18 protein-coding genes are annotated in these 22922 nt (G+C 47.5%); 3 read left to right on the top strand and 15 right to left on the bottom strand.

Annotated elements, in window-relative coordinates:
- Positions 1–160: 160 nt before the first annotated feature.
- Positions 161–967, bottom strand: a complete 807-nt coding sequence (locus tag LU290_RS05710) for a M15 family metallopeptidase (protein ID WP_277807657.1) — start codon at positions 965–967, stop codon at positions 161–163.
- Between the two features lie 198 nt (positions 968–1165).
- A complete protein-coding gene (gene truD, locus LU290_RS05705) occupies positions 1166–2242 on the bottom strand; it encodes a tRNA pseudouridine(13) synthase TruD (protein WP_277807656.1) in 1077 nt (358 codons plus the stop codon).
- A gap of 282 nt (positions 2243–2524) precedes the next feature.
- Between truD and LU290_RS05700 the strand changes: the two genes are divergently transcribed.
- The 3 genes from LU290_RS05700 (at position 2525) to LU290_RS05690 (ending at position 7854) form a co-directional block, all read left to right on the top strand.
- A complete protein-coding gene (locus LU290_RS05700; RefSeq protein ID WP_277807655.1) occupies positions 2525–4348 on the top strand; it encodes an acyl-CoA dehydrogenase C-terminal domain-containing protein in 1824 nt (607 codons plus the stop codon).
- 49 nt (positions 4349–4397) lie between these two features.
- Positions 4398–6173 carry an acyl-CoA dehydrogenase C-terminal domain-containing protein gene (locus tag LU290_RS05695; protein WP_277807654.1) on the top strand — a complete coding sequence of 592 codons (1776 nt, stop codon included), beginning with the start codon at positions 4398–4400 and terminating at the stop codon, positions 6171–6173.
- A 184-nt stretch (positions 6174–6357) separates the two neighbouring features.
- Positions 6358–7854: an aldehyde dehydrogenase gene (locus LU290_RS05690; protein WP_277807653.1), complete on the top strand. Its 1497-nt coding sequence runs from the start codon at positions 6358–6360 to the stop codon at positions 7852–7854.
- A gap of 232 nt (positions 7855–8086) precedes the next feature.
- Here LU290_RS05690 and LU290_RS05685 read toward each other — a convergent pair whose 3' ends face one another.
- The 13 genes from LU290_RS05685 to dnaE all read right to left on the bottom strand — a co-directional run bounded on the left by LU290_RS05685 (position 8087) and on the right by dnaE (position 22877).
- Positions 8087–9088 carry a ribonuclease Z gene (locus LU290_RS05685; protein WP_277807652.1) on the bottom strand — a complete coding sequence of 334 codons (1002 nt, stop codon included), beginning with the start codon at positions 9086–9088 and terminating at the stop codon, positions 8087–8089.
- A gap of 87 nt (positions 9089–9175) precedes the next feature.
- Complete coding sequence (locus tag LU290_RS05680; protein WP_277807651.1) at positions 9176–11008, bottom strand: phosphoenolpyruvate carboxykinase (GTP); 1833 nt, start codon at positions 11006–11008, stop codon at positions 9176–9178.
- Positions 11009–11162: 154 nt separating this feature from the next.
- Entirely contained in the window at positions 11163–11609 is a 447-nt protein-coding gene (locus tag LU290_RS05675) for a hypothetical protein (RefSeq protein WP_277807650.1), read from the bottom strand.
- A gap of 9 nt (positions 11610–11618) precedes the next feature.
- Positions 11619–12164 (bottom strand): acyl-CoA thioesterase, encoded by a 546-nt coding sequence (locus LU290_RS05670; protein WP_277807649.1) that lies wholly within the window; start codon positions 12162–12164, stop codon positions 11619–11621.
- A gap of 30 nt (positions 12165–12194) precedes the next feature.
- Positions 12195–13223 (bottom strand): 23S rRNA pseudouridine(2605) synthase RluB, encoded by a 1029-nt coding sequence (gene rluB / locus LU290_RS05665; protein WP_277807648.1) that lies wholly within the window; start codon positions 13221–13223, stop codon positions 12195–12197.
- A 139-nt stretch (positions 13224–13362) separates the two neighbouring features.
- Complete coding sequence (gene scpB, locus LU290_RS05660) at positions 13363–13980, bottom strand: SMC-Scp complex subunit ScpB (protein ID WP_277807647.1); 618 nt, start codon at positions 13978–13980, stop codon at positions 13363–13365.
- Positions 13981–14036: 56 nt separating this feature from the next.
- Positions 14037–14918 carry a segregation and condensation protein A gene (locus tag LU290_RS05655; RefSeq protein ID WP_277807646.1) on the bottom strand — a complete coding sequence of 294 codons (882 nt, stop codon included), beginning with the start codon at positions 14916–14918 and terminating at the stop codon, positions 14037–14039.
- Between the two features lie 12 nt (positions 14919–14930).
- On the bottom strand, positions 14931–15995 hold the full coding sequence (trpS, locus tag LU290_RS05650; RefSeq protein ID WP_277807645.1) for a tryptophan--tRNA ligase: 1065 nt from the start codon (positions 15993–15995) through the stop codon (positions 14931–14933).
- Between the two features lie 280 nt (positions 15996–16275).
- Complete coding sequence (locus LU290_RS05645; RefSeq protein ID WP_277807644.1) at positions 16276–16821, bottom strand: hypothetical protein; 546 nt, start codon at positions 16819–16821, stop codon at positions 16276–16278.
- A 113-nt stretch (positions 16822–16934) separates the two neighbouring features.
- A complete protein-coding gene (gene cysE / locus LU290_RS05640) occupies positions 16935–17726 on the bottom strand; it encodes a serine O-acetyltransferase (RefSeq protein ID WP_277809566.1) in 792 nt (263 codons plus the stop codon).
- Positions 17727–17827: 101 nt separating this feature from the next.
- A complete protein-coding gene (locus tag LU290_RS05635) occupies positions 17828–18616 on the bottom strand; it encodes an RNA methyltransferase (protein WP_277807643.1) in 789 nt (262 codons plus the stop codon).
- Between the two features lie 52 nt (positions 18617–18668).
- Positions 18669–18995 (bottom strand): hypothetical protein, encoded by a 327-nt coding sequence (locus LU290_RS05630; RefSeq protein WP_277807642.1) that lies wholly within the window; start codon positions 18993–18995, stop codon positions 18669–18671.
- Between the two features lie 132 nt (positions 18996–19127).
- Entirely contained in the window at positions 19128–22877 is a 3750-nt protein-coding gene (dnaE, locus tag LU290_RS05625) for a DNA polymerase III subunit alpha (RefSeq protein ID WP_277807641.1), read from the bottom strand.
- Between the last annotated feature and the right edge of the window lie 45 nt (positions 22878–22922).

The following is a 22922-nucleotide window of genomic DNA, read 5'->3' as shown; positions in this document are numbered from 1 at the left end:
CTCACTTATCACTGTAGACTAATTTAGCGATAGCATAACCCAGCATTTATGGTATAACTCATTGAATTTGTTGGCTATTGCTATCGCCCAAACTTAACCTGCGAGATTTTAAATCAATTAAGTCAGTAAATTCCCTTAATGGAAGATAAGCCATTCCCAATCAATCACTTAACTCCGACTCCAAGACTTCCTCCGTCTGACAGCTGCGTGGTGCAAATAGCGCCTGTCCTCGCTCATCGCCCACATAGCGCCAATGCCAAGATTCCTCTGACACACCTGTTTGTGCCGAAAATTCTGGCGTAAAGGTCTGTTGCCAGCCGTATTTTTCGGCATTATTGACAAGCCATTGATAGCCCTTGGTTTTGGCAAAATTGGCATTGATCGGCGCAAAATCTACCGCATAGCCTGTATGATGCTCAGAAAATCCTGCTGGCGATGAAGTGTGATAGATGGTCTTTGGCGACTGTTTTTGGCGCACCTTACGCTTGACGATGGCATCTTGGGCACGCACCGAGCGAAACATAGAGCTAGGATAGAGCGCCACTTTGTCCTTGGCAGCAGCCTTTACCAAATCCTGCAAAGGCTGCTTGACATCTTTATGGATGAGCTTGTTTTCATGCCTTTTGTCGCCGTAGCCACTCCACACCAAATCCTCGGCGAAAGCCTCATCATAAGAAAAATGCTCAATGCCCACCGCCAATGCCACAGGTGAGCAGACAGGCGACTTGGGCTCTATAGAGGGCGGCTCTGCGGCATTGGTGCGAGGCTCTAAGGCATTGGCGTCATCTGCAGCATCTGACACCAAGGCAGCATCAGCGCTTGAAGGCTTGGCGGCAGGGGTGGCGTTGGTTTGCGTGCTGACGGTCAGGGCTTTGCCATCTTGAATGTCGATGGCGTGAGCATTCATGGTCAAAGTGATGGCAGGGAAGGCGACTAGGGCGGCGTAAAGCTTAGTTTGGCTGATCATGGTAAATTAAAAGACTTGCTTGATTTAAATAGCTATTGATGGGCTTAAAGCATGAAACACTGTGCAAAATATGAGACGACTGCACAGCTGCTGCGGATTTGGTCGCACATTATACCAAGTTTATGTTAATGAAAAGTAGGCATTTGGTAAGCAAAACCAAACATCAGGCATAAGAGGGCTTGCAAGTTGGTCAGCTGCTCATGACTTGTGCGAGCGCTCCGCATAAGACGGCTCATCTAGGCGTGCTATCAGAGCGCCCAGCACCACAGTGGCAAAAGTCCCCTTGGGTAGAGCAAAGGATAATGTCAGTACATCATCTTTCCATTGCCAAGACAAATCACGCACCATCAGCCGTGTGGCTCTTCTGAGCATTTTGGCATTGACTTTTTGTAAGCCCTTAATCAGCGTGGCATTTTTGTTGTCATCAAAGACGCTGTTTTCAAGGGCGAGGGCGGATTGACTGGCTTTATTATCACCTGTGCCATATAAAGCGATGGTCGGGTGAATGTCATGCTTAGCTAGGCGAGCTGTGATCGTCTCGTCAATGTCTGCGGTAAAAATAGAGCCTGTGCCATCAAGATTGAACACATCGCCTGCCACCGCCTGATCCCAAGTGCCGTCCGCCACACGCAGTGCCAATATTTCATTAAACAAATGACTGCGAGCGGACGAGATGAGCAGGCTGTGTCGTTCTAGGTCTTTTTTTAGGGGTTTGTAAGGTTTTGGGCTGGCGAGCAGCTTTTCAAAAAACGACTGGGCTTTGGCAAGGTTATTGCCATCGTTGCCAAATCGCTGTTCACCAAAATAATTGGGTACGCCAGCTTGCTGAATGTGCGTCAGCTTCTCATCAATGGCGGTCTTGTCGCCGATGACATGGCGAAGGGTGATGGTAAAGTGGTTGGATTTGTGCGTGCCACGCCCCAATTTTCTGCCATGCCAATGCTCATCTAAGATGGCGATGCTTTCGTTGGTGTGGAGCTTGTCCGCCACAAATTTGGCAAACGCCATCTGTGGAGCGGTCTTATTAGGTAGGCGTAAGCTGAACCATTGAAAAGTCTGGGCATGGCGGTCTTTTAAGCCAGAGTAACCAACATCACGCACGCCAATTTCTGCCCATTCAGCAAGCAAGCGTGCCACAAATGCCGTGTTCATGCCTATTTTTTCAATATATAACCAAAGATGTTCGCCTTGTCCGTCAAAGTCAAGGTCTAAATTTTCACGAACGATAAAATCGGTGGGCGTGTCTTTAAAGGTGGCAGAAGTGATGATGGGCATGGCATGTCTTTTGGCTAAAAATGCTTATTAAAGCATGATTTGACAAATTTCTCAATCAATGAAGTGGGCGTGCGGAGATTTTGTCAAATTATTGACTTATCAAGCGCTTAAAATGACTGCTCAGTCTCATGAAAATATTGCAGGCAAATGCGCTTTGTTTTAAATTTGGCATATCTTTTGATTGAATGTTTTTTTATAATTTTAACGATAATTTTAACGCATCGTTTCAACACATCGTTTTTTTAATGCACATTCAACCATAATTTCATCATGGAGAGCATTATGCAATACACCGCACCACTTAGAGACATGCAATTTGTCATGCACGAGCTATTGGACAGCCAATCACATTATGCCAAGATGGCAGAGTATCGTGAGTTGGATACCGAGACGATTAACAGCTACTTAGAGGCAGCGGCGGATTTTGCTCAGTCGGTGTTGTCGCCATTAAACCGCACAGGCGACTTGGAGGGCTGTCGCTTTGATGATGGGCAGGTCAGCACGCCCACAGGCTTTAAAGAGGCGTATGAGCAGTATTGTGAACTTGGCTTTGCGTCCTTAAACGCCGAGCCTGAATATGGCGGTCTGGGTCTGCCGACTTCCATGTCTAGCGCAGTCAGCGAAATCATGGGGACGGCGAACTGGTCGTTTGCCATGTATCCAGGTTTGTCGCACGGCGCAATCCAAACCATCGAGCATCACGGTACAGACGAACAAAAAGCCACTTATCTTGAAAAGATGAACACAGGGCTTTGGTCTGGGACGATGTGCCTGACCGAGGCTCATGCAGGCTCAGACCTTGGCATTATTAAGACTCGTGCCGTGCCAAATGATGACGGATCGTACAGCATCACAGGGCAAAAGATTTTCATCAGTGCAGGCGAGCATGATTTGACCGAAAACATCATTCATATCGTGCTGGCACGCCTGCCTGATGCACCTGCTGGCACAAGAGGCATATCTTTGTTCATCGTGCCGAAATTTATCGTCAATGCAGATGGCTCGTTGGGAGAGCGTAATGGTGTGGTCTGCGGTTCTATTGAACACAAGATGGGCATCAAGGCATCGGCAACTTGTGTGATGAATTTTGATGGGGCGACAGGCTATTTGATTGGACCGAAAAACCGTGGTCTAAACTGTATGTTTACTTTCATGAATGTCGCTCGTATCGGTACGGCAATTCAAGGCTTGGCGGCGTCTGAATTTGCCTTCCAAGGTTCATTAAAATACGCCAAAGACCGCACCGCCATGCGTGCCATTTCTGGCGTTAAAGAGCCTAATAAGCCTGCCGACAGCATCATCCACCATCCAGCGGTTCGCAACATGCTTTTGACCCAAAAGGCGTTTAGCGAAGGTGGTCGTGCTTTGGTGTATTATTTGTCGCAGTTTGCCGACATCGTGGCAAAAGGTGATGGCGTAGAGGCGAAATTTGCCGATGAAATGCTGTCGCTATTGACACCGATTGCCAAAGCGTTTTTGACCGAGACAGGCTATGAGGCTGCCAATATGGGCGTGCAAGTCTATGGCGGTCATGGTTTTATCAGCGAATGGGGCATGGAACAAAATGTCCGAGACACTCGCATTGCCTGCCTGTATGAAGGGACGACCGAGATTCAGTCGCTGGATTTGTTGGCAAGAAAAGTGTTGGGCTCGCAAGGTAAAATGCTTGCCAACTTCACCAAAATCATCCATAAATTCTGCCAAGAACACAAAGATGACGACCGCATGGGGCAGATGATCAGCACCCTTGCCAAGCTCAACAAACAGTGGGGCGATTTGACCGCTCGCATCGGTATGCAAGGCACGCAAAACCTAGACGCGGTGGGTGCGGCAGCGGTGGATTATCTGTTCTTTAGTGGCTATGTAACCTTAGGCTATCTGTGGGCGAGAATGGCAGTGGTTGCGTACGCTCGCCTTGATGAGATGAACCAAAGCCTTGATACGGACAAATCTTTGCATGGCGAATATGGTTTTTATGATGCCAAAGTTAAGACTGCACAGTTTTATTTTGCCAAGCTCATGCCACGCCATGCCGTTCATGTCGCACGCATCAATGCCAGCCATGAGACCTTAATGGCGATGGACATTGAACAATTTGCATTTTAATGGTTTGCTAAATTCATTTATTAAATTTACTTATTAAAAGGAACTTATCATGACATTGACTTATACCGCACCGCTTAATGAAATGCGTTTTACGCTCAACGAAGTGTTTAAAGCCCCACAATTTTGGCAAAACACACCCAATCTTTCGCACATGGACAGCGAAACCGTCGATATGATTTTAGAAGAGATGGCAAAATTTAGCCGTGATGTGCTGTTGCCACTCAATCAATCTGGCGATGAAGAAGGGGCGAAATATCTTGGCGATGGTAAGGTGGCGACCCCGACAGGTTTTCAAGAGGCCTTTCAAGCATATAGCGAGATGGGCTGGATTGGTCTGGGTGGGGCGAGCGAATTTGGCGGTCAGGGCATGCCAAAGATGGTGACCATGCTGACCGAAGAGATGATGTTTTCGGCGAATCAGTCGTTTGCGTTGTATCCAAATTTGACCGTGGGGGCGAGCCTTTGCCTGCTGGCAGGTGGCAGCCAAGAGCAAAAAGAGACTTATCTGCCCAAGCTCTACACAGGCGAGTGGTCTGGGACGATGTGTCTGACCGAAGCTCACTCAGGCACGGATTTGGGGATTATTAAGACTCGCGCCGTGCCAAATGATGACGGCTCGTACAGCATTACTGGTACGAAGATTTTCATCACAGGCGGCGAGCATGATTTGGCGGAGAATATCGTCCATTTGGTGCTTGCCAAGACGCCGAACGCACCAGCAGGCTCTAAGGGCATATCCTTGTTCATCGTGCCGAAGTTTTTGGTCAATGCTGATGGCTCGTTGGGCGAGCGTAACAGTGTGTCGGCAGGCTCTATTGAACACAAGATGGGTATTAAAGCATCGGCAACTTGTGTGATGAATTTTGACAATGCCAAAGGCTATATGGTGGGGGCGGAAAATACTGGTCTTGCCACGATGTTTGTCATGATGAACTATGAGCGAGTAACGATGGGTTTACAGGGCTTGGGGGCGAGTGTACTGGCTTATCAAAATGCCTGCAACTATGCTCAAGATCGCTTGCAAGGTCGCAATGATGCAGGTGTGAAAAATCCCGAGAAAGCCGCCGACCCCATCATTGGTTTTGGCGATGTGCGTCGTATGCTTTTAAATGCTAAAACCAACAGCGTAGCGTCTCGCACCTTTGCCATGTATGTGGCTCGTGAGCTAGATGTCGCCAAATTCAGCGATGACGACACTGCCAAAAAGACCGCCCAAGCAAAAGTGGCGCTTTTAACACCGATTACCAAGGCGTTTTTGACCGACATGGCGTTTAATGCGGCGGTAGATTGTCAGCAGGTGTTTGGCGGACATGGCTACATTCGTGAGTGGGGTATGGAACAAATTGTCCGTGATACTCGCATTAGCCAGATTTATGAAGGCACCAACGGCATTCAGGCACTGGATTTATTGGGTCGTAAGGTCGTCAAAGATGGCGGTGCGGCACTGTTTGCTTTGCTTGATGAAATGGAAAATCTGTGCCAAGACAGCACAATAAATCATGCGATTAAAGACGCTGTGCTAAAAGCGGCTGCCCGCATTCGCACGCTGAGCGAGCATTTATTGCAAGTTGCCAAGACAGATCAGCACGCCATCAATGCATCTGCCGTAGATTACCTGCAAGCGGTGGGCTATCTGTGCTATGCTTATATGTATCTGCTCATCGTGCAGGCAAGTGGAGGCAAAACGGGCGAGTTTTATGAAGAGCGATTAAAATTGGCGGATTATTTTGCCGCACGCATTTTGCCAAAATTATACGCCCATGCTGACATGGCACAGGCAGGCTCGAGCAGTATCATGGCATTTGATGATGAATTTTTTGCTTGATGGGCTGCTGATTTTACCAAACAAAAGACGGTTGATAAGCCGTCTTTTTTATGGCTGATTTTTGGTGGTTAAGGATTTTTCATCTTTTGCATAATTTTATTCTGTTTTGGGAAAACAGCTGTCTTGGGCAAAGTGTTATAATCGCTAAATTCAACCACTTTACCCATCAGCAAAAGGAATTTTTATGACCACAGCCAACTCATCGCCATTAAGCGTTCAGCAAGTTTTTGAGCTTGCCAAACAAGGCAAATTATTTGCAGGTAATTTAATCGTTGGCGGCAAGCCTGCCAAGACCGTAGATAATACCACGCCGATTGACAACAGCGTCATTGGACAAATTGCAGACGGCACGGCGGATGATGTGGATGTCGCTGTCAAGGCGGCTCGTGAGTGCTTTGAATCTGGCGAATGGAAAGACAAGCACCCCGCTGAACGCAAACGCATCATGCAAGCGTGGGCAAGACTGCTTGAAGCACACAAAGATGAACTTTCGGCACTAGACTGCATTGACGCAGGCAAGCCCATCAGCGAGTGCTTGAACACGGATTTACCAGCGACCATTGAGACTTTTAATTGGTATGCTGAGAGTGTGGATAAGGTATTTGGCAAAGTCGCCCCCACGGGCACGGACGCTTTTTCTTGGGTGGTCAAAGAGCCGATTGGCGTGGTCGGTGCGGTGCTGCCGTGGAATTTCCCTGCCCAGATGTTCGCTTGGAAAGTCGCCCCTGCCTTAATCATGGGTAACAGCGTCATCGTCAAGCCTGCCGAACTGACTTCGCTGTCGGCATATCGCATGATTGAGCTTGCCTATCAAGCAGGTGTGCCAAAAGCCGCTTTGCAAATGGTCTGCGGTCGTGGCGAGACGGTCGGACAAGCCATCGGTCTACACCCTGACATTGATGTGGTGTCTTTTACAGGTTCAACCGAAGTTGGGCGGCTGTTTTTGCAATATTCTGCCCAAAGCAACCTAAAAGAAATCGTCTTGGAGCTTGGTGGCAAAAGTCCGCAAATTGTCTTTGATGATGCGATTTTGGACGATGATGCCATTGACAATATGCTGGCGGCAGCGTTTTGGAATATGAGCGAAAATTGTAGCTGCGGTTCTCGTCTGCTCGTTCATCACAGCAAAAAAGCCGAATTGTTAGCCAAATTGACCGAAAAACTGGGTGCGTGGCAATTGGGCGATCCACGAGATGAAAATGTCAGCCTAGGTCCGATGATTGAGCAAGCTCATTTTGATAAAGTGATGAATCATATCAAAACTGCCCAAAACGAAGGGGCGAAGCTCATCACGGGCGGTCATTCGGTCAATATTGGCAGCGGCTGGTATGTTGAGCCGACCATTTTTGATGAAGTGGATTCACAGATGACTTTGTTTAAGCAAGAAGTCTTTGGACCTGTGCTGGCGGTTACGACTTTTGATGTTGACAACGATGCCATCGCCCTTGCCAACGACAGCGATTATGGCTTGGCGGCGTCTTTTTATACCCAAAATCTGGGTCGTGCCTTAAAAGTCGCCAACGCCATCAAGGCAGGCACGGTTTCTATCAATGGCTTTAGTGAAGGCGACATCACCACGCCATTTGGGGGCTACAAGCAGTCGGGCTTTGGCGGACGAGATAACGGGCTTGAAGCCTTGGAGCAATATTGCCAAACCAAGACGGTATGGGTGGTTCGTTGATTGGGAAGTTTATACCTACCGAACTGATGAAGTAATACAACTTTTGTAGGTTGGGTTAGCGACAGCGTAACCCAACATTGTTATCGCAACCTATTGAATTTATTGGGTTTGCGCAAGCAGAGCCCAACCTACGACATCACATCATTCTGTGGTAATTTTACCATTCGTTAGCTATAATTAAAAAACAAACTGCCAAAAAATCTCGCTTCAACGAAGTGGAATTTTTAATTTTTCAAACTTTTACGGTCAAAAAATCCGTCGCCAGCACCAGTCGTCCATCATAAACCGACCGCACTTCACGGCGGATATGCCCCATATTGGGCGTGGAGCTGTCAGGGTCGTCAAATAGGGCAAATCTGGCACTAAAATGCGTCAAAATCAACATCGGCATACTCATCTTTTGGGCAAAAGTTGCCACCTGCAAAGCACTGCTGTGCTTAGGATTGATGATGCCTTTGTCCAGAATCTTTTGGCGAATCTCATCAGTATAGGTCGCCTCATGCACCAATGCTGCCGCCCCTTGCACCGCGTGAGCGAGCAGCTCTGGCGTATCATTATCGCCTGCGATGACGATTTTTTGGTGTTTTTGGACGGTGTGCCGCAAAGATGATAGCGGATAACTGCCCAAATCGGCAAAATCCATCTGCTCATCGGTGGTGCGTATGATGTCGCTCCATGCTTGATTGGGTATGCTAAATTTTTGTAAATTTTCAATATTAAGTTTGTGCTTTTGCAGGGTTTGGCTCAGCAAAAACCCAAAACTTGCACAGCGATGGCTTAAAGGTATGGTTTGGATATTGAGCTGCCAGTGAGCTGCCAAATTGAGCGTATGCCCATCATCGCCAAGCGACTCAATCGCCACAAAATCAAGCGGATAATTTAGGTGCAACTCAGTCAAGGGAATGAGTAAATCCAAAATGGTCTGGATCGCCTGTGGTGCGATGATGGTCAAAGGTTCGGTGCGACCGTGCATGGATAGGGAGGCAAGCAGTCCTGCCAGCCCATAACAGTGATCGCCGTGCGTGTGCGTGATCAACACCGCTTTTAGGGTGCTGGGTTTGAGTTTGGTGTGCAGTAGCTGATGCTGAGTGGCTTCTCCGCAGTCCACCAAAATCCACGGGCTGTTTTTGCCAGCACTGCCTTGCTCGCCCAATAGTGAGACGGCAAGGGCGGAGACATTTCGCTGCTTGGTCGGCACGCCACTTGATGTGCCTAAAAAGGTCAGTTCAAACATGATTGGAGATGGGTGTATGCTAGGTTAATTGTCATGGATAAATAAAAACGCCCTGAGTGGTCAGAGCGTTTTTTGTGAATGAACGAATTAGCCAGCCATGACATTGTTAAGTAGGGTGGCTTGATGATCCACCAAAGCTTGTGGCATGCGCTCGCCCAATTTTTCAAACAAATCTTTATGGTCGTTCAGCTCTTTCACCCAAGCGTCTTTGTCTTGGCTGGTCACCAGATCAAACTGCTGCTTGCTAAAATCAGACTCCGCCCAGTTGATGTCATCATAGGTCGGTACCAATCCGATCGGTGTGTGAACCGCATTGGCTGTGCCATCGCAGCGGTTGATGATCCATTCAAGTACACGCATGTTTTGACCAAAGCCTGGCCATACGAAGTCGCCATTTTCATCACGGCGGAACCAGTTCACCTTGAACATTTTTGGCATCTTAGTGCCGTGTTCGGCGGTGAGCTTTTCTAGTTTTTCGCCCATTTCTAGCCAGTTGGTGAAGTAGTCTGCCATGTTGTAGCCAGCGAAAGGCAGCATGGCGAACGGATCACGGCGTACCACGCCTTGTGCGCCAGTAGCAGCGGCAGTCGTCTCAGAGCCCATCGTAGCAGCTTTATACACGCCATCCACCCAATCAAAAGCCTCTGAAACCAATGGTACGGTGTCAGCACGGCGACCACCAAAGATGAATGCTGAGATCGGCACACCTTCTGGGTTTTCCCATTGTGGATCGATAGACGGGCATTGAGCAGCTGATACGGTAAAGCGAGCGTTGGCGTGTGAAGCTTTTTCTGAACCGTCGTGTTTTTGACGCTTCCAGTTGATAAGATTTTCTGGAGTTTCTTTGGTTTTGCCTTCCCACCATACCTCGCCATCTTCGGTCACGGCGACATTGGTGTAGATGACATCTGAGCCTAGGGTGCTCATGCAGTTTGAGTTGGTTTTGGTGTTGGTGCCAGGGGCTACACCAAAGAAACCAGCCTCAGGGTTGATGGCGTATAGCTTACCATCTGCTGATGGCTTGATCCAAGCGATGTCATCGCCCACGGTTTCTACTTTCCAGCCTTCATAGCCTGCTGGCGGAATGAGCATGGCGAAGTTGGTTTTGCCACACGCTGATGGGAAGGCAGCAGCGATGTAGTGCTTTTTGCCTTGTGGGTTGGTGACGCCTAGGATAAGCATATGCTCAGCAAGCCAGCCTTGCTCACGACCCATCACAGATGCGATGCGCAGTGCTAGGCATTTTTTACCAAGTAGGGCGTTACCACCGTAGCCTGAGCCGTATGACCAGATTTCACGAGTCTCTGGGAAGTGGACAATATATTTGTCATCATTGCATGGCCATGCCACATCAGACTGACCTTCGGCAAGTGGCGCACCCACAGAATGCACGCACGGCACAAATTCACCATCTGTGCCTAGCACATCATAGACTGCCTTACCCATGCGAGCCATTTTGCGCATGCTGACAACCACATAAGGGCTGTCGGTGATTTCAACACCGATGTGCGCAATGTGGCTGCCTAATGGACCCATGCTAAATGGCACGACATACATGGTGCGACCTGCCATGCAGCCATCAAATTTTTCATTTAAGATGGCACGCATCTCGTCTGGTGCTTTCCAGTTGTTGGTTGCACCTGCGTCGATCTCTTGTTCAGAGCAGATGAAAGTACGGTCTTCGACACGAGCCACATCTGATGGGTCTGAGAACGCTAGATAAGAATCTGGATGTTTTTCTTGATTGAGTTTGATCATGGTGCCGTTGTCAATCATTAGATTGATCAGGCGATCGTATTCTTCTTCTGAGCCATCGCACCATTCAATGTTGGCAGGCTTAGTTAATTTGGCGATGTCATTCACCCAGTTAATCAGGGCTTGATGACGGACAAATTCTGGTGCAGTAGTCGTTGTGGTCATGATAACTTCTCGAGTTTCAAGTGAAATGAGCGACATGCTCTGATGGTGGAAAATACCACCTTTACAAAAAAATGATATATTAAAGCATAAATGAGGCAAAATGATAAGTATTATTTTTAAAATAAATAAATTCATTTTTTATTTTTATGTTTAGTTAGTAAGCTTTATTTTTTTGCTGATCAATAAAAATTTGATCATTCATTCTTTGTAATTCACACATCGCAGCTTGACCAAGTTGCTCTGCTTGAATACTGGTATGATTTAATAGCAAGCCGACCAAATGGTAATGTACAATAGGGTGGTAGTATGTGAAAAAACCGATTGAAATTGACATTAATATGGCGTGAGCAAGCCTGTTTTTGTTTGTTAAAATTGGCAAACAGTTGATTAAAAACAAAACGCCAGTGAGCATTAGGATGACACCCACGGAGCTGTCTTGATAAATGCACAGACCTTCGGAAATGCCCCAAGTGTCATATTTACTTAAAAGTATCATAAAGCAAATGATGCAAACAGATGCGATGATGGCGATGTTTTCATGGCATGATTTTTGCTTGTAAGTGTTGCAAAACCCCAAGCGAAAACTTGGGGTTTTAATCATTTGGTTTGGTTATTCGCTCGGATAAGGACGCAGCTTGTCTGTTTGAATCCACGCCTGCACCCATTCATCAGGAGGTAGGTGGATGTCGGTATACCCTAAGCTGTCCAAGACTTCTTGGGTGGGTAGGGCTTTGCCAGATTTAAAATTGGTAACCGCCGTACGAAGTAGAGCGTGGCAAGTGCATTTACCCTTGACCCACATGGTCTGCTCAATATAAAACCAGCGCTCATCTACCGCACAGATGCGAGTTTTCATCGTCACCCGATCAAAAGCACGAATTCGCTTACGATACTGAATGGTACTGCCTGCCACCACCAGCCCCCAACGGTTCTTGATGAGCTTTGCCCCAAGACCTGAACGAATGGCAAAATCCGTCCGACCCAAATCAAACAGCGTAAAAATCCGCCCATTATTCATCTCAAGAAAATTGTCAATGTCATTCACATTGGCGGTGAAATGATATTCGCTGGTATCGGTCAGGCTTAGGGTTTTGCCTTGCTTAAGATTGAGCGAGCTTTTGACGATTGTTTTGGTTAGGCGAAAAAACGGATACATGGCAATTTCCTTTTGATGGGATTTTTGTCATCAAACCTGATAAAATTTGGCGGTTTTTAGGTTTGGTGAGCTTGGCTTGTCGGTGCGCTGTTTGGTGTGCGTTTTGCCTTTATTGGCGGATTTGCCACCCATGCGACTGCGGCGCTCTTCTTCTCGTTCGTGTCTTTCGTGTTTTTGGCGGCGAACTTCACGAGATTTGAGCGGTTTTTTGTGGATGCGTGCTTGTTTTTCTTTGGCAGCGGTGTTAAGACCTGTGCCGATGCGGGGACGCAAGCCAACTGTCACAATGAGTTTGCCGATCTCTTTGGCATCAAGCTCAATAAAGCGACCTGTACGCAGCTCTTTTGGTAAAATGACCGTGCCGTAGCGAGTACGAATCAGGCGAGAGACTTTAAGCTCTTGCGATTCAAACATACGGCGAACTTCACGCTTGCGACCTTCTTTGATTTTGACATGGTACCATTTATTGACACCTGTGCCGCCACCTTCTTTGATGTCGTCAAATTTTGCCATGCCGTCTTCTAGTTCAACGCCACGGGTCAGGTTTTGGGCGATTTGTGGGGTAACTTCGCCCAGCACACGCACGGCGTATTCACGAGTTACTTCGCTGGATGGGTGCATCAGGCGGTGTGCCAGCTCGCCATCGTTGGTGAATAATAGTAGTCCTGATGAGTTGATGTCTAGGCGACCGACCATCACCCATCTGTCGCCTGTGAGTTTTGGTAGGCGATCAAAGACGGTTGGGCGACCTTCTGGGTCTGACGCTGATGAGATTTCGCCTTCAGGCTTGTAATAGGCGATGACACGGCGGCGTTTTTCTCGCTCGGCTTTAATGCGTACCAAACGACCATCAACACGAATCTCATCGGTGGTGGTGGCACGGTCGCCCAAAGTGGCGATTTGACCGTTAATGGAAACTCGTCCTGCTTTAATGATGTCTTCTAGCCCACGGCGTGAGCCTAAGCCCATGCGTGCCAATAGTTTTTGTAGTTTTTCGCCTTCGCTACGAGCAGTCTGGGCAACGTCAAGCGTCAGTTCGGTGTTGATTGGGTCATTCATAAGAAATTCCTGTGGTTGGAGCATAACATTTCACAATGTTAAAAAGGTTAATCATACGGTTTTTTATTACAATTAGCAAGGGTGAGTTTGTAACTTTTTAATGGGTTTTGGTTTTTTGATAGAAAAAAATCCAAAAAAACTACTCAACTTTTAAACTTTGCAAATCTGGCAGTGGTGGCAATTCATCAAGGCTTGACAAACCAAAAGCGTCCAAAAAAGCAGGCGTGGTGTGTAGTAAGGCAGGGCGACCCAGCGTGTCTTTATGACCTTTTTCCATGATCCAGCCTTTATCGAACAGCTGTCTTAGAATGTTGCTAGAGACGGTAACGCCACGCACTTGCTCAATGTCGCCACGGGTAACGGGCTGTTTATAGGCGATGACGCTTAGGGTTTCAAGCAAGGCTTGGCTTAGGCTTTCTAGGCGTTCTGGGAAAATCTGCTGAATCAAGCGAGAGTAGCTGTCTTTGATTTGTAAGCGGTAGCCACTGGCGGTCTTGCCAAGCGTTAGGACACTGCCCGAGAGCCTTTCTTTTAAAATGATGAGTGCCATTTGTAATTCATCGCTGCTCATGGCAAGGTGTTTTTTAAGGTCTTGGTCGGTCAGCGGTGTTTCGCTGGCGTGTAGCAGCACTTCAATGTAGCGACTTAAAGCTTCGGCGGTGGCGTGAGCTTCCAAGATGGCTTGGCGTTCGTCATCTGGCGTGCTTGCGTCTGTTGTTGCTACATCAAGCGATAGGGTGTTGATTGGATTTTCCATGATATTGATTAAAGGTTTGTGAATCTAAGATAAAGTAAGAAGCCGGCGATACAAATTTAGTGCAACCAATAAAGTGTCTGTTCGCCAATGGCAAGCCCAGCATGGGTGCTGCCTTGGGTATTTTTGGCGGTAGAGCTATCTGCACTTTTATCATCAACATCGCTTGTGTATGAATCTTGGTCTGGATACTCACTAAATCCCACCAAACCACGCTTAATCAGCTCTAATACTGCCACAAAGCTCACCACCACGCCCAGTTTTCCTTGGGTGGGTTCAAGCAGCTCTTTAAAAGTCGCCATGCCTTTGTTGCTTAAAGCACGAGTGATGGTAGCGATACGCTCAGGCAACGGCACAGGGTCAATGGCAACCGTGTGCATTTGATAGTCGGGCTTGATTTGCATATTGACAAGGCTGTTTACCAAAATCTCTGGCGAGTATTTGGGTAATTCAGCTCGCATGGCTTCAATGCTGGGCAGGCTAGTAAATGCCAAAAACACATCTCGTTCAAGGCGAATCAAGTCGTCAAGACGGCGAGCGGCTTCTTTGATTTGGGCGTATTCTTCTAGTTTACGAATCAGGCGAGCCTTAGGGCTAGATTCGTCATCTTGCGTGTCTGCGTGCGGCAACAGCAGCTCGCTTTTGATGGCGATGAGCGTGCTTGCCATGAGCAGATAATCGCCAGCTAACTCAAAATATGCTTCGTCTAAGTCTTTGATATAGCTTAGATATTGTTCAGTGATGGGTAAAATTGCCGTTTCGGTTAAGTCAAAATTATTCTTTTTAACCAAGTACAACAAAAAGTCAAGCGGTCCTGCAAATTGTTCTAGCCAAATGGCAAAAGCCTGAGGTGGAATGTACAAGTCGTCAGGCAGGCTCTCAACGGGCGTGTCAAAGATACGAATGGTTGCATCTTCGGTGGTCAGTGCGTGCATTGTCATACCAGTTGCCGTTTATTTGAGCTTGGCAAGGGGTTTGATGCCGATGGCACGGCGAGTTTTGTCCAGTTGTTTTTGTGCCACACGGCGAGCTTTTGTCGCCCCCATTTGTAGAATCTCTTCTAGTTCTTTGGGGTTATTCATCAGCTCAAAATAACGGGCCCGCATTGGGGCGATTTCATCATTGATTTTGTTAAACAAAATCTCTTTGGCTTCGCCCCAGCCAATACCACGGCGATAATGTGCCGCCAGTGCGTCAATCTCTTCTTTATTGGCAAAGGCGCGATAAATCTCAAAAATGGTGCAATCGTCAGGATTTTTGGGTTCTTCGGGAGCCTGTGAGTTGGTTACGATTTGAGAAATTGCCTTTTTTAGGGCTTTTTCTGGGTCGATTTGTGGATTGCCATCGCCAAACAGTGGAATGGTGTTGCCATAGGATTTGCTCATTTTGCGACCATCAAGCCCTGTCAATAGTGGTGTGTCTTCATCAACGACAGCATTGGGCTGAATGAATAATGGCTTGTATTTAAAATTAAAAGTACCTGCCATGTCTCGTGCCATCTCGATGTGCTGCACTTGGTCTTTGCCAACAGGCACATGGGTGGCGTTAAACATCAAAATGTCTGCTGCCATCAGCACAGGATAGCTAAATAGCCCCATGGTGATGCCAAAGTCAGGGTCGGTGTCTTCTTTGGCGGTGTTGATATCAACCGCCGCTTTATAAGCATGAGCTCGGTTCATCAGTCCTTTGGCACATGAGCAATTAAGTACCCAAGCCAGCTCTGGAATCTCGGCAATGTCTGACTGGCGATAAAAAGTAACCGCCTGCGGGTCAAGTCCGCACGCAAGCCAAGTAGCAGCAATCGCACGAGTCGAACGGTGAATCTCGTCAGGGTCAAAGCATTTAATCAAGGCATGAAAATCCGCCAAAAAGAAAAACGCATCGCCTTCTCCCTTGGCAATCGCTTCATTGGCGGCTTTGATGGCAGGGCGGATTGAGCCGACATAGTTGCCTAAATGCGGAATGCCTGTGGTGGTAATGCCTGTCAAAACTCGTCTTTTTTCGGTAATGTCGCTCATGTGAATCTCTTTTTTGGCGATGGTTAAAAGATAAAATGATTATTATAGCAAATTTTTTGACAGGTGATGTTGATTCTTTTGGGATTTTTGCTGAAATTTTTTGGGGTGGTGTTTTGATGATGGTTGATGATTTGGTAATTTCATTTAAAATTGCCAAATTGTTGATGATACGCTCGGCGGGTTGGGATTTTTTTTGAGAAAGTCCAATAAATTCAATGGGTGATGCTAAAAATGTTGGGTTTTACTGTCGTTCAACCCAATCTACGAGCTGTTTTTGCGATTAACGAAAAATGGCTTTAAAAATACTCGTGATGATGCTGATAATCCCCACCAAAATCATAAAAATTATATACAATACCATTCCAATGCCCATACCTAGATGTATGCCAAAATTTACAAATAGTGCGGTTAAAAATAGAATAATCGGTGTGAGTAGAGCAAAGGAAAATAAACTGTCAAACCATACAGGCAAAAAAGTATAGGTTACATACAGGTAGAAACCCAACGCAGCCAACGCCCCCAAGACCGCAAAGCCATTCGTAACAACGCCCATGATGTCAATATGATTATCATCTAAGAATGATTGCAAGCTGGCTTGATCTTGTTTGACTTTTTGTTCATTTTCTCGTAATTCCTGTTTAAGAGCTTGCTTGTCGTCCTGCTGACTTTGTTTGAGCTTTTGCCATTCGTCTTTAAATTCTTGCTTGGCTTTTGTAAATTCGGCAGAGCTTTTTTGCCATTCAAGGCTGATGTCTTGCTTGGCTTTTTGAAAATCTTCAATCAGTTTTTGGTAGGATTGCCCAAAATATTTACGAATTTTTGACATTGCGACTGTTAATTTACCTTAAAAAAATGACAAGCCCAACAAATTCAAAGGTTTACACCAAAAACGGTGGGCATAGCCCACCCTACATTATCCCACAGCTCTTTTGGTATCTATTAGGAATTTAGCACTTCTAGGTCGTCTTTGCAGATGGGCTTGGTGTGGTTATCCGAACAAAAGCTGGGGTCTAGCTTGCAGATGGCGTTTTGCAGCTCTTTGATTTGTTTGTCTTGGTTTTGGATATGGGCGAGCAGGGCGGCAATGCTGGTGGCGACAGGGTCGTGGCTGTCTGGCTTTAGACCGTAGGCATTGAATAGCTCATTGGCGGCGTTTGATTGCTCTTGGCTGACCTTTGGCGTGTCTTTTTTGTCGTTTTTATCAATCATGCGAGCGGCAAAGCCCACCATCGTGGCGTGATCTGGCACAGGCTTTACTACCACTGCGTTTGAGCCGATTTTGGCGTGATTGCCCACGGTAAAACCGCCCAAGATTTTCGCCCCAGCACCGACCACGACATGATCGCCCAAAGTTGGGTGGCGTTTTGCCCCTTTTTCCCACGAGACACCGCCCAAAGTAACCCCATGATACAAAGTAACATCATCGCCAATTTCGGCAGTTTCGCCGATGACCACACCCATGCCATGATCGATGAATAGGCGTTTGCCGATTTTGGCGGCAGGGTGAATCTCAATGCCAGTCGTGCAGCGACTAAAATGCGACAAGGCACGAGCGGCGAATTTGTGGTCGTTTTGCCATAGGGCGTAAGCGGCACGGTGCAGGGTGCGAGCATGAATGCCTGGATAGGCGGTCAGCACTTCAAGTTTGGTGCGAGCGGCAGGGTCTTTGTTAAGCACCGCTTCGATGTCGTCATTGATGTCGACGGTTAGGTTTTTGAGTTTTTTGATGATGGACACGGAGCAATCCTTATCGCTTGGTGTGGCTTTTTATAACTGTTGATAAATCTGGCTGTCATTGTATAGTATTCTGACAGATTTGCCAACTGCTGACATCAGTGAAGTTTTTGGCTGATTTTGGCGAGTAAGGCACGCAGTAGGGCGTATTCTTTTTGGTCAAGCTGTACTCGGCTGGTCAGACGAGATAAGCGGTGCGGTAGGTTTTTTAGGTCGCTGCCATCCGCCAGATTAAGCTTAGTCATCAGATGAATGATGGCGTGGTCCAAAGCGTCTTTTTGGGCATGGCTGATGGCAGGCTCATCCCAGTCTTGGCGAATGTTTAGGGTGATTGTGTTTTGGGAACTGTCCGTATCTGCTTGACTTGATTGATAAAATTTATCATAAATAAAAGAGCCGATCACTTGTACGGCGGCGGCGACATTGAGTACAGGATAATCAGGATTGGCAGGGATTTGAATGTGATAATCTGCCGCCGCCAGCTCATCATTGGTCAAGCCCCTGTCTTCTCGTCCAAATAAAATGGCGACTTTGGGTGGGCTGTTGTGGTCGTGTTGATTAAAAAAACGAGTCAAAATATCAGCACTTTGGCTGGGGCTAACCACAGGGCGTGGCAAATGGCGAGTGCGAGCAGATGCGGCAAAAACAAGCGAGCAGTCGGCAAGGGCTTCATCAAGCGTCTGCACGATACGAGCCTTGTCAAGAACGCAAGTCGCCCCTGCGGCATTGGCATGACTGGTGTCATCAATGGGTAGGCGTGGATTAACCACCACCAAATCGCTAAGTCCCATCGTGTGCATGGCACGGGCAGCAGAGCCGATGTTGGCAGGTAAGGTCGTGCCAATCATGATGATACGGATATGATTGAGAAATTTAAGTTTATTCATGGTGTTGTGTTTTGGATATTCAGATTGCTTTGGGGTTTTGGTATTTGTATGGTTAGGAATTTTGCTTAACATTTGCGTTGTTAATTGTTGCGTCATCATCATGGGGATTATCGCAGTTGATACATTTTTTTTGAAAAAGAATGCTTACTCCGTCCATTTGAGCACCTTTTTCGGTGTAGATAAAAAATGGCTGACTGCACCAAGGACAAGTATTTTTTGCCAAAAAAACCATCATGGATATGTAAGCAAAGATGGCTGCTGGAATGATTGCAAAAAGTTCAAACATTAGAAAGCTGATAAAAAACACCAGCGGATTGCCAAAAATAAAAAAGTGTTTATAAAACATTAATTGGCGATATTTTTTGTCGGTGGTTGTCATTTGATTGATGTCCAGTTTCGCCTAAATGCAGTTTTTTTTGGAAAATGAAATTGTCTTATGATGACGAATGCTTAATTTGCAAAAACATTCGTCGCCACGATTATGATAAAACCAAGAACGAAGGCGATTTTATCATTTCAAGACAATATGCTCTGGCGGTAAAATCGCCTGCAAGCCACTGATTACGGTATCGCTAGGATGCAAACGAAACCGCTCATTCACCATCAGTCGTGCAATGCTACACTCATCATACAAAAACAGCGACACAGGCAAACAACCGTCCTTGATGACAGTGGGCTTTGGCATGATGATTTCGTTGCCTTCTTCATCATAGGCGGTCGCATCCTCAATGTCGTCTTCTTCTTCAATGATGGGCATGTCCGCAGGCGGGGCATTTTCTTTTAATAATGCCAAAATGCCTGACAAGCCTTGGGTGTCGTGGGCGTGTAGCTTGATATTGACAGCGGATAAATGCTTGAGCCGTGCCTGAGTGAGCGTCATCGCATCTTGCATTCTGGCAAAAATGCGTCCATCGGATTCACGCACGCTTAATTTGGCGATGATGATGGCTCCGTTTAAGTCCTCAATGGTCTCCCAGTCGGATTTGGGGATTTTGCGAAGTTCGGTGGCGTTGGGCGTTTTGGCTTCTAGCACGGATTTTAGGCGAGTGAATTTATCGGTAAAACAGCTCACTTCCACACGACAACTGCCGTCATCAAGCGTGATGGCGACTCGGTTGCCAAAATTTGCCACATCAATGACCAAGCCTGCGACTCGTGCGTATTTGTTGTAGCCCGTATCGCCAAGCTCGGATAAATGGCCGACGGTGGTGTATTTTTTGAGTTCGTCTCGGTATTTGTCCAGTGGGTGTCCTGTCAGATACAGCCCTAGCGTGTCTTTTTCACCTTTGAGACGAGTTTGGTCGCCCCAGATGACATTGGGTAATTGTGGAGCGACTGACAGCCCATCATCAACTTCGCCAAACAAATCAAAAGTGCCAGCCAGCTCGTTTTGGCGGTTTTGTTCGGCGACTTGGGTGGCGGCAGGTAGCTGGTCCCACAGTCCGCCACGAATGTGATGACGCAGCTCTTGGGCGGCAAATTCTGGCTTAATGCTCACCGCCAAATCATCAAAACAGCCTGCACAGATGAGCGCTTCTAAGGCTCGTTTGCCGACTTTTTTAATATCCACACGATTACAAAAATCGTATAAGTCTTTGAATTTGCCTTGTTTTCTGGCTTTGACGATGCTTGCCACCGCATCTTCGCCCACGCCCTTGACCGCACCTAAACCGTAGATGATGGTTTTGTCGTCTTGCACCACAAATCGCCAATCGCTGTGATTGACGCTTGGTGGAATGACCGACAAGCCAAAGTTTTCTTTGCAATCGGAAATCAAAAAGACGATGGTGTCGGTGTCGTCCATCTCCGATGTCAAAACCGCCGCCATGAATTCAGCAGGGTAGTAGTGCTTTAAATAAGCGGTCTGATAAGCCAGCACGCCATAGGCTGCCGAGTGCGATTTGTTAAAGCCGTAGCCTGCAAACTTTTCTACCAAGTCAAAAATCTGTCCAGCCAGCTCGCCTGACACGCCTTGACCGATCGCCCCATCAACGAAAATACTCCGCTGTTTTGCCATCTCTTCGGGTTTTTTCTTACCCATCGCACGCCGCAGCATATCAGCACCGCCCAGCGTGTAGCCTGACAGGACTTGGGCGATTTGCATGACTTGTTCTTGATAGACGATGACGCCATAGGTGGCTTTGAGCGGTGGCTCGAGCCATTCGTGCTGAAAATCTGGGTGCGGATAGGCAGGCTCTTGAATGCCGTGTTTGCGGTCAATAAAGTCTGTTACCATGCCAGACTCCAAAGGTCCTGGGCGGTACAAGGCACACATCGCAATGACATCTTCAATGTTGGTAGGTCTTAGCTGTTTTAGGTACTTTTTCATGCCTGAGCTTTCAAGCTGGAACACGGCGGTGGTGTTGCCTGACTGTAGCACCGATTCATAGACATCCGAATCATCAAGGGGGAGCTTTTCTAGGTCAATGGGTTCTTGACTGAGTTTGGCACGAGTCAAATTGATGTTATCCATCGCTGCCTGAATGACTGTTAGGTTACGCAGTCCCAAGAAGTCAAATTTGACCAAGCCTACCGCTTCTACATCGTCTTTGTCAAACTGACTGACAGGGTGTCCTTCGTCATCGCAATACACCGCCGAGAAGTCCGAGATGCGATTTGGGGCGATCAGCACCCCACCTGCGTGTTTGCCGACATTTCGGGTGATGCCTTCTAGCTTTTCAGCCATGCTCCAAATCTCGAGCGCCGCCTCATGATCTGGGTGCGTGGAACCATCTTTGAGCATTTCTTCAAGCTGCGGCTCTTCGCTTCTGGCTTCTGCCAGTGAAATACCAGGGGTTTTTGGAATGAGTTTGGACATTTTGTCGGCAAGACCCAGCGGCTTACCCTGCACACGAGCGACATCTCGCACCACCGCACGAGCCGCCATCGTACCGAAGGTGATGATTTGGCTGACCGCCTTTCGCCCATAGGTGCGACCGACATAGTCAATCACACGGTCTCGCCCCTCGATACAAAAGTCAATATCAAAGTCAGGCATGGAGACACGCTCAGGGTTTAAGAATCGCTCAAACAGCAAATCGTATTCTAGCGGATCAAGGTCAGTGATATTTAGGCTATACGCCACAAGCGAGCCTGCCCCTGAGCCACGCCCTGGACCGACTGGCACGCCATTGGCTTTTGCCCAGCGGATAAAGTCCATGACGATGAGAAAATAACCCGGAAAGCCCATTTTTAAAATGATGTCGAGCTCATAGTTTAGGCGGTCTTGATAGTCTTTAAAAATCTGCGCCCAATCATCGCCACGCTGCTCCATGGGGTAGAGCTTGGCAAGGCGTTGGTCCAGACCTTCGGCGCTCACTTTTCTAAAAAAGCTCTCAATCGTCTCGCCATCTGGGATGGGAAAATCAGGCAGTACATTGATGCCAAGCGTCAAACTGACATTACAGCGAGATGCCAAAAGATTGGTGTTTTCAATGACTTGTGGAATGTCGGCAAACAGCTCAGTCATCTCGTCTTGACTGCGAAAATACTGCTCTGGGGTGTATTTTCTGGGGCGGTCTTTATTATCAAGTGTCCAGCCAGTAGCGATGCACACACGAGCCTCGTGGGCGTCAAAGTCACTGGCGACCTCATCATCTTTGCCCATATTGACGCTTTGTGGTACAGGATTCATAAAACGCACATCGTTGTGGGCGATGATGGCAATGCCTGCCTGAGAGCCGTAGATGATGGCTTGGCGGTTGTAGTTGTCATCGCCTGTGTGCGTGCGTTTGATGGCAAGGTAGAGTCTGTCGCCAAAGACTTCTTGCCACGGCGAAACCTGCGATAAAAAATGCTCAGGGTGGCTACTATTTAATGCCAAAGCGGTCTCTGAGCGGTCGGTCAAGATGGCGATGATGCCGTCATTTCGCTCAAACAAAGCGTCTTTGGTGATGATGGGCGTATGCACGGTAACCGAGCCGTTTTCGCCCATCGGTCGGTCGGTGTAGGCATCGGACAATAAGCGAAGTAAGTTTTTGTAGCCGTCATTATTCATCGCATAGAGTATGACGGTGTAGGCATTGTCTTCGGCGGTGCGGTCAATGGCGTTGCCGATGGTGGCTTCTACGCCGATGATGGGCTTGATACCAGCACCGACGCACGCTTTATAAAACTTGACCACAGCGAACATATTGTTCAAATCAGCCAGTCCCAGTGCGGTCTGTCCGTCCGCCTTGGCAGCCTTGACCAAATCTTTGATACGCACGATGGAATCAACGATGGCGAACTCGCTATGTACGCCCAAATGCACAAATGCCATGAATTTCCTTGAAAATTGGTTGGGTGTTTTTGGATAAATTTAGGA

The sequence above is a fragment of the Moraxella nasibovis genome, from assembly GCF_029581575.1.
In the GTDB taxonomy this organism is placed as follows: domain Bacteria; phylum Pseudomonadota; class Gammaproteobacteria; order Pseudomonadales; family Moraxellaceae; genus Moraxella; species Moraxella nasibovis.
The sequence above is the reverse complement of the archived record's forward strand: the minus strand, read 5'-3'. Positions and strand labels throughout refer to the sequence as shown.